Origin of the sequence: uncultured Thiodictyon sp., assembly GCF_903828115.1 — a bacterium.
Classification (GTDB): Bacteria; Pseudomonadota; Gammaproteobacteria; order Chromatiales; family Chromatiaceae; genus Thiodictyon.
Genome location: NZ_CAIKKU010000266.1, coordinates 1 through 8114 on the forward strand (window position 1 = coordinate 1; position 8114 = coordinate 8114).

The 8114-nt window shown below is 67.4% G+C and carries 10 protein-coding genes; 8 read left to right on the top strand and 2 right to left on the bottom strand.

Annotation, left to right across the window (positions count from 1 at the left end; all coding sequences use genetic code 11):
• Positions 1-130 precede the first annotated feature (130 nt).
• Entirely contained in the window at positions 131-817 is a 687-nt protein-coding gene (gene lexA, locus QZY48_RS09910; RefSeq protein WP_295430589.1) for a transcriptional repressor LexA, read from the bottom strand.
• A 97-nt stretch (positions 818-914) separates the two neighbouring features.
• Here lexA and nth point away from each other — a divergent pair, with 97 nt between their 5' ends.
• From nth to QZY48_RS09930, 4 genes are all read left to right on the top strand, one after another.
• Entirely contained in the window at positions 915-1550 is a 636-nt protein-coding gene (nth, locus tag QZY48_RS09915) for an endonuclease III (protein WP_295430591.1), read from the top strand.
• Positions 1543-2628 (top strand): tRNA epoxyqueuosine(34) reductase QueG, encoded by a 1086-nt coding sequence (queG, locus tag QZY48_RS09920; RefSeq protein WP_295430593.1) that lies wholly within the window; start codon positions 1543-1545, stop codon positions 2626-2628. The genes nth and queG overlap by 8 nt, the downstream gene beginning before the upstream one ends.
• A 316-nt stretch (positions 2629-2944) precedes the next feature.
• On the top strand, positions 2945-3163 hold the full coding sequence (locus tag QZY48_RS09925) for a hypothetical protein (RefSeq protein ID WP_295430595.1): 219 nt from the start codon (positions 2945-2947) through the stop codon (positions 3161-3163).
• 20 nt (positions 3164-3183) lie between these two features.
• Positions 3184-5526: a DUF1631 domain-containing protein gene (locus tag QZY48_RS09930; protein ID WP_295430597.1), complete on the top strand. Its 2343-nt coding sequence runs from the start codon at positions 3184-3186 to the stop codon at positions 5524-5526.
• 78 nt (positions 5527-5604) lie between these two features.
• Here the strand turns inward: QZY48_RS09930 and QZY48_RS09935 are convergent, their stop codons facing one another.
• Entirely contained in the window at positions 5605-6042 is a 438-nt protein-coding gene (locus tag QZY48_RS09935; RefSeq protein ID WP_295430599.1) for a TerB family tellurite resistance protein, read from the bottom strand.
• A gap of 278 nt (positions 6043-6320) precedes the next feature.
• On the opposite strand from QZY48_RS09935, the gene QZY48_RS09940 reads away from it, so the two are divergent.
• The 4 genes from QZY48_RS09940 to QZY48_RS09955 all read left to right on the top strand — a co-directional run.
• On the top strand, positions 6321-6527 hold the full coding sequence (locus QZY48_RS09940; RefSeq protein ID WP_295430601.1) for a hypothetical protein: 207 nt from the start codon (positions 6321-6323) through the stop codon (positions 6525-6527).
• A gap of 92 nt (positions 6528-6619) precedes the next feature.
• The gene (locus tag QZY48_RS09945; protein ID WP_366929663.1) at positions 6620-7201 is read left to right on the top strand and encodes a peptidylprolyl isomerase; all 582 of its coding nucleotides are present in this window, start codon (positions 6620-6622) and stop codon (positions 7199-7201) included.
• Between the two features lie 112 nt (positions 7202-7313).
• Entirely contained in the window at positions 7314-7892 is a 579-nt protein-coding gene (locus tag QZY48_RS09950; RefSeq protein ID WP_295430603.1) for a Uma2 family endonuclease, read from the top strand.
• Positions 7893-7980: 88 nt separating this feature from the next.
• The coding region (locus tag QZY48_RS09955) for a helix-turn-helix domain-containing protein (RefSeq protein WP_295430607.1) at positions 7981-8114 on the top strand (134 nt) is incomplete at its 3' end.

The window sequence follows — 8114 nt, forward strand, 5'->3', positions numbered from 1 at the left end:
TAATCGGAGAAGCGATGCAATTTGAGGTGCGAGAGAATCCGGGGCTACGATAACCTCGATTACGATTACGACAACGACAACGACAACGACAACGACGCGAAAAGCACTCCCTGACACATGTGTGACACCACTACAGCCGTGGCGGCGCGACCAATCCCAGGCGCAGCACTCCGACGGCGATGCCCTCGATGACCAGTTCCTGTTTGCGCAGGTCCACCGCGATGGGCGGGAAGTCGGGGTTCTCCGCCAGGAGTTGGACGCGATAGACCCAGTGGGCCTGGCGGCGCAGGCGCTTGACCGTGACCTCGTCATTGAGCCGCGCCACCACGATCTGGCCGTTCTGCGCCTCTGCAATGGCATGTACGGCGAGCAGGTCACCGTCCAGGATGCCCGCGTCGCGCATACTGCTGCCGCGTACCCGCAGCAGGTAGTCGGCCCGGGGGCGAAAGAGCCCCGGGCTGATCCGGTGCCGGTCCTCCACATGCTCCGCGGCCAGGATCGGGCTACCGGCGGCGACCCGGCCGATGACCGGCAGGCCCGCCTCAGCGCCGCCCGTACCGGAGCTCCCTAAGGTCCCGTCGTCAGACTCGCCCCCGTCCCCGAACGCAATCAGCCGGATGCCCCGGGAGCGCCCGCGGGTGAGTTCGATGGCCCCATGCCGGGCCAGGGCGCGCAGGTGGTCCTCTGCCGCATTGGCGGAGCGAAACCCCAGTGAGCGGGCGATCTCGGCCCGGGTCGGAGGCACCCCGGTCACGCGCAGGTGACGCTCGATCAGGTCCAGAACCAGGCGTTGACGGTCAGTGAGTTGGTCGGTCATAACTGTATTTTTATCCAGATGTGGGCGCTTTGCAAGGCCGTTGTAGAACTGCCGGCGGGCTTGGCCCGGGGCGCCCGACGCCCTATCCTCCCCACCCATGAACGATGCGAAACGCCGCCTGATCTTCGAGCGCCTGCGCGCCGCGAACCCGACCCCGACCACGGAACTCGAGTACCGCAGCCCCTTCGAGCTGCTGGTCGCCGTGATCCTCTCCGCGCAGGCGACGGACAAGGGCGTCAACCAGGCCACCGCCCGGCTCTTTCCCATCGCCGACACCCCCCAGGCGATCCTGGACTTGGGCGAGGAGGGGCTGAAGGCGCAGATCCGCACCATCGGGCTCTTCAACAGCAAGGCGCGCCACCTGATCAAGACCTGTGAACTGCTGGTTAGCGCGCACGGCGGGGCCGTGCCGCGGGATCGCCAGTCGCTGGAGTCCCTGCCCGGGGTGGGCCGCAAGACCGCCAACGTGGTGCTGAACACCGCCTTCGGCGAGCCGACCATGGCGGTTGACACCCATATCCTGCGGGTCGGCAACCGCACCCGCATCGCCCCGGGCAAGACCCCGACGGCGGTGGAGCAAAAACTCCTGCGGCACGTCCCCCGGGAATTCCTGAAAGACGCCCACCACTGGCTGATCCTGCACGGGCGCTATGTCTGCGTGGCACGCAGCCCCCGCTGCCCCGCCTGCCCCATCGCCGACCTGTGCGAGTTCCCGGACAAGACGCATGACTGAGGCCATCCCGGACAGTCCCGACGGCGCCGCGCTGGCCCAGGCGATCAAGACCTGGGGCCGGGAACTGGGCTTCCAGCAACTGGGCATCGCCGCGACGGACTTGAGCGTCGCCGCGGCCCACCTGGCGGAGTGGCTGCGCGCCGGGTATCACGGCGAGATGCACTACATGGCGCGCCACGGCACCCGCCGCTCCCGGCCCGCCGAGTTGGTACCCGGTACCCGCAGCGTGATCATGGCGCGCATGGACTATCTGCCGCAGGCCCGCACGGCCATGGCCGCGGCGCTGCGCGACCCCACGGGCGCGCTCATCTCCCGCTATGCCCTGGGACGCGACTATCACCGGCTCCTGCGCCGCCGCCTGCAACGGCTTGCCGAGCGCATCACGGCGGCGATCGGCCCCTTCGGTCATCGCGCCTTTGTGGATTCGGCCCCGGTGCTGGAGAAGCCCCTGGCGCAGCACGCGGGCCTGGGCTGGATCGGCAAGCACACCAATCTGATCGACCGGCGGGCCGGCTCCTGGTTTTTCCTGGGGGCGCTCTACACGGATCTCGCCCTGCCCCCGGATACCCAAGCCCGGGACCACTGCGGTCGCTGCCAGGCCTGCCTGAGCGCCTGCCCGACCGGGGCCATCGTCGCGCCCTATCGGCTCGACGCCCGCCGCTGCATCTCCTATCTCACCATCGAGCACCCCGGCCCCATCCCGGAGGCCCTGCGCCCCCTGCTCGGCAACCACATCTACGGCTGTGACGACTGCCAACTGGTCTGCCCCTGGAACCGCTTCGCCCGGCTGACGACCGAGCCCGCCTTTCTGGCCCGCCACGGACTCGGCGCGGCGACCCTGGTGGAACTCTTCGCCTGGGATGAAGCGACCTTCCTCGCCCGCACGCAAGGCTCGGCGCTGCGGCGCATCGGCCACGAGCGCTGGCTGCGCAACCTCGCCGTCGCGCTGGGCAACGCCCCGCCCGGCCCGGCGGTGACGGCGGCCCTGGCGGCCCGCGCCGACCATGCGAGCCCGCTGGTGCGCGAGCACGTCGGCTGGGCGCGGCGGCACCGACCGGACGACCCGCAACGGTTTTGAGTTTTCGGTTTTTCGTTTTTTGTTGAGACCTATCAAACAGTACGTTACGAAAAACGAAAAACCAAGTACGATGGGCATCAGTGTGCAGGTCGGCCGGGCGCGGCCGCGTCGACCGAAGTGGGTGAGCAACCGCCCCACGGTCGTCGCCCACCAACGCGGACGGTGATTGCTCCGGCGCAGGATTAAGATAAACTCACGCTTTCATGACTACCGTGACCCCGACCGGGGGCAGGATCGGACGGTCCCTGGCGCGCTTGGCGCGCCGGCGCGCACCGACGGCCTTAGCCCCGGGGACCAGCTTGTCGATCAGGATGCCATGCCCTATTTCGTCTATCAGATCACGCCGCCCCGCACCCTGACGCACCGCGCGACCCTGGAGCGCTACCAGGATGCGCGCGACCAGGTCCGCGCCCTGCGCGCGGCCGACCCGGACGCTGGCCCCGCCGCGTATCGGCTCATCTTCGCGGGCCAAATGGCCGAGGCGGAACGACTCCTGTCGCTGCCACGCGATGAACGGGTGATCGGTGAGGACTGATCCCGCAACCGGCAGCCAAGATGCTTGAGAACACCATTACCCGCGCCACGCACCGACGGCAATATCACGCCGTCCTGGACCAATGCCGGGACACGGTGCTGGTCTTTTTCGACGCCCAGTTGACGGAGCTGTTCCAGAACGCGGGGGCGGCCCTGCTGGACTTCGCCGAGCGGGCCGAGAGCAACGCGGTCCAAAGCCGCTTCTTCGAGGCCATGGGCCAACTGACGCGGCGACGTAGCGACATCGAGCATATCTTCCGCCAGGAAATCAATCTCGGGTTCGACAACCTGGGCAAGTCCACCAATCCGGCGCAGCCGCTGCCGGACTCGGCGGGCAGCCACGGCGTGGAGTTGTCGCTGGTCGAGCCGGACGACATGGAGGAATCGGTCGCGGCGGAAAATCTCATCCTGCGCGCCAACGCCAGCTACTTCCCCGAACTGTATGCCCTGAGCCAGCGCTTGAGCGTCGTCAACGGCGGCAAGAAGCTCAAGGACTTCGAGATCCCGGCCGGCCCCCACCACCTGGTGCACTCCTTCCGGCGCGCCATCGAGGGGCTGGACGTCCAGATCCGGGTCAAGATCATCCTCTACGCCCTGTTCGACAAGTTTTTGCTCAAAAAGGCGCGCCCGACCTATGCCGAGTACAACAGCATCCTGATCGGCGCGGGGATCCTGCCGAACCTCAAACCGGTGCACCTGCGCGCGGATGCCCGGCGGGACGCACCGGAACGCAAGACGCAGCGCGACCGCACCGAGGCCGAGGGGCCACGCGCGGCGGGCAGCGAGGCGGGGCAGCGGGCCGCCGGGGGCGATATGGCGGAGGCCCAGGCCCTGGGTGCTGAGTTGTTCGACTCCATCCTGGAGCTGATGTCGAGCAAGCACACGCAGCGCCGCGGCAGACCCGGCACCGGCACCGGCGGCGTCGGCAGCAGCCGACCAAGTTCCGAGGAGGCCCAGGCCCAGACCAACGAACTGTTGTCGGCGATCAACAGCCTCCAGGCCAGCCACACGCCCGAATTAGTCTCCACCGCGGTGACCGAGGCGACCCAGTTCCCCAACATCGAGGTCGACGCGGCCTTCGTCACCCGGGTCAAGGAGGCGCTGAGCCTGGAGCGGCAGCAGGTCTTGAGCACCATCGACCGCGACAAGCTCTCCCCGATGGATGCGGACCTGATCGACCTGATCGGCATGCTGTTTGAGTACATGCTCAATGACCCGGTGTTGCCCAATGTGGCCAAGGCCCTGCTCAGCCACCTGCACACCCCCTATCTCAAGGTCGCCCTGATCGACCGCCGCCTGCTGGTGGACAGCCGCCACCCGGCGCGGCGCCTGCTCGATCAGATGGTGGAGGCCGGCAGCCTGTGGGTGGAAGAGGGCAACCCGGCCCGCGGCATGTTCCCCGCCATGCAGCAGATCGTCGATCGGGTCCTCCAGGAGTTCACCGAGGATGTCGGCCTGTTCGACGAATTGCTGCGCTTCTTCGACGAGAAGATGGCCGAACAGCAGCGGCGCAGCGACACCATGGAACAGCGCACCCAGGAGGCCGCCCGCGGCCGCGAGAAACTGGCCCTGGCCAAACAGCGCGCGGCACACGAAATCGAGGGGCTGGTCGGCCTCTTCCCGATGCCCACTCAGGTCGCCGGCTTCCTCTCCAAGACCTGGCTCGACCATCTGGTCTTCATCCTGCTGCGCGACGAACAGCAAGAGCGCGGCACCGCCTGGAAGCAAGCGATCGGGATCGCCGAGCAACTGGTCGGGCTCTTTGATCGGCGCGCCTCGGCAGAGACCCTGCGCACGCGCTTGGCCGGCATCCCGAAACTGCGCGAGGCCATCGTCAGCACCGCCGCGCGCATGGGCGGCGGCTTCAACACCGCGACCGTCGATGCCCTGCTCACCCTCCTGGACGCGCCCCAGAACTGGCAGTCCCAAGCCCTGGAGAGGCCGCAGTTCGCACTGTCCCAGGCCTCCGAGCAGGCCGCCGCCGCCAGCACCCCACCCACGCTCGCGACCAGCACCAGCGGCGACGAGGACCTCTCGGAACCGGAGCGGCAAATGGTGGAGCGTCTGCGCAAGATGCGCTTCGGCACCTGGTTCGAGTTCACCGACACCCCCGAGGCGGCGCCCCGGCGCATCAAGCTGTCCTGGATGAGCCCCTTGACCTCGACCTGCATGTTTGTGGACCGCTCCGGCATGCAGGCGGAGATCAAGAGCCTGCGGGACCTGGCGCGCGAGATCCTCGACGGCCGGGCACGCGTCATCCCGCGCCCGAAACACCCCTTCATCGACCGGGCACTGGTCTCCATCCGCAAGATGCTGCAGGTCGGCGGCCCCGGCGGGGCCGCGGCACCGCCGTCCGCGGGCTAGTACGGCGCCTTCGCCCCCTGGCTCGCGAAAGAATTTCTCTCACAAAGACACGGAGACGCAAAGGAAGAAATACCTACCCTACACCAAGTGGTCGATGTCCAGCCCCCAGCGGTCGAGCATCTGACGGTAGACGGTGAGTTCCGCGTCGGCAAAGTGGCCGTCGGAATGGGCGACCAGGAGCAGGGCCTGCGCCAGGTAGTGGCGCAGCCCCGGGTCGGTGACGCCGGCCAGTACCGCGTCCACCCACTGTGTGTCGGCCAGGCCCACATAGCGCGCGGTGCCGGCATGGGCAATCAGGTCGTCGCAATAGCCGTCGAACACCAGGGCGAAGAGGTTGCGATCCGCCCCGATGGTGTCCAGAACGCCGATTCGCTCCAGGACCTCCATCTCGCCCTCGGCGACGTCACCGTCGCACACGATGAAGAGCGTGATGATCCGCAGCATCGCCTCCGGACTGTTCTCGGGATAGGGGGTCAGTTCGGGCGGGGGGGAGGGGCTGAGTTCGGGCAGGGTCATGGGGTACTCCGGTCGGCATCGAGTGTGCGGGGATACATGATCGCACAGGCCGCGCTGCCGGCGCGCGGCCGACACCGACAATCCGCAGACGATAACGCTTCTGAAAATTCCTAAGGAACCATACCCGATGTTCTTCCCGATACCCGAAGCGGTGCGCCGTCAGGCCAAGTCACCCCATGAGCTGACCATGGTCAACCTCCTGATCTTCAACCTATCTGGGTGGCGCCGGTCTGATCGGGCTCGGCTGGCTCCTGGCCCACACCCAAAAGCTGCCCGGGATGCAGGCAATGATGTTCATCGCCCTGCAACGGGTGGCCATCGCCCCCATGTTGATCGCGCTGATGGTACTCGTCATGCTGGCGTCCGGCGCCATCTATCAGGCGCAGCGCGGCGAGGTGCCGGACCGCCTGGTCCAGCGCTTCCCGCCGCCGCCCGACCTGACCGGCGCCGACACGGAGTTTGCATCGGGCGCGGCTTCGCCCTGATCATGGGCCGCCCGACCCCTGGCGGCCGGGGCAGCCACCAACTTTATTCTTCCAACCGACCCAAACCGCCCGCTCATCCTTAAGGAGTGACCATGAATCTGACCCCCAACCTGCTCGCCGCCGCCGTCCTGTCCGTCGGCGCCCCGACCGCCATGGCCGACACCAACCCCAAGGTGGCCCTGGACGTGACCATCGGCGGTGAGCCGGCCGGCACCATCACCATCGAGCTGTTCGCCGACGTGGTGCCTAAGACCGCGGAGAACTTCCGCGCCCTGTGCACCGGCGAGAAGGGGGTCGGCAAGAGCGGCAAGCCCCTGAGCTACGCCGGCAGCACCTTCCACCGCGTCATCCCCGGCTTCATGATCCAGGGCGGCGACTTCACCCGCGGCAACGGCACCGGCGGGGAGTCCATCTACGGCGAGAAGTTCGCCGACGAGAACTTCAAGCTCAAGCACACCGGCCCCGGCACCCTCTCCATGGCCAACGCCGGACCCAACACCAACGGCTCCCAGTTCTTCATCACCGTGGTCGCCACGCCTCACCTGGACGGCAAACACGTCGTCTTCGGCAAGGTGGTCGACGGCATGGACGTGGTGAAGAAGCTGGAGGCCCAGGGCTCCCAGACCGGGACCACCAAGAGCGAGGTCAAGCTCGCCGCCTGCAAGCAGATCTAGCCGCACTCGGCGGGCTTGCGCGACCGGCCCGCCGGGCGGTCCGGTCGCGCCAGTGCCAGGCCCCAAGTGCTAAGCTGCGCCTGACCGCCCACCCCGACCGCGCGAGGCCCCCATGAAAGCCCAGGAGATCCACCCCCAGCTCCACCGCATCAACGTCGCTCAATTTCACCTGATGCTCGCGGCCGGCGTCCTGACCGAGAACGACCGGGTGGAACTCATCGACGGGGAGATGCGTGACATGCCACCGATTGGACCCACTCATAACGGCTGTACCGGCGCCCTGCTGATGCGCTTCGCATCCACCTTGGCCGATCGGGCCTTCGTGACCTCGCAAGGTCCCCTCGCCCTGGACCGCCGCAGCGAATTGTATCCGGACCTGCTGGTGCTCAAACCGCGCGACGACCTCTATCAGACCGGCCACCCGAGCGCGGACGACGTGTTGCTGCTGATCGAGGTTTCGGACTCGACCCTCAACTACGACCGCAAGACCAAGCTGCCCAAATACGCCCGGGCCGGGGTGCCGCTGTACTGGATCGTGGACGTGCAGCACAAGAGCATCCACGAGTACCAGGACCCGGACCGCTTCGCGCGCCGCTATCGGCAGTCCCGCTCGATCGCCGAGGGTGCCATCACCGCGACCCTGGCGGGGGTCGAGGTACGAGTGACCATGACGGACCTGTTCCGCTTTTGAACTGACCCAGGGCGTTGCCCTGGGCTGGTATGTCACGCCCCTGCGGGGCTTGAACTGTTGCGCTTAAAGTTGTACATTTTTGCCAAACATGAGCAAAAAAGTGTACAAAGTAAGGATAGGCGAGGCGGCGGAAGCTCTTGGGGTTTCGCCCGCGACCGTGCGCCGCTGGGAGACCAGTGGCAAGATCACGGCCGAGCGCACCCCCGGCGGACAGCGCCGCTA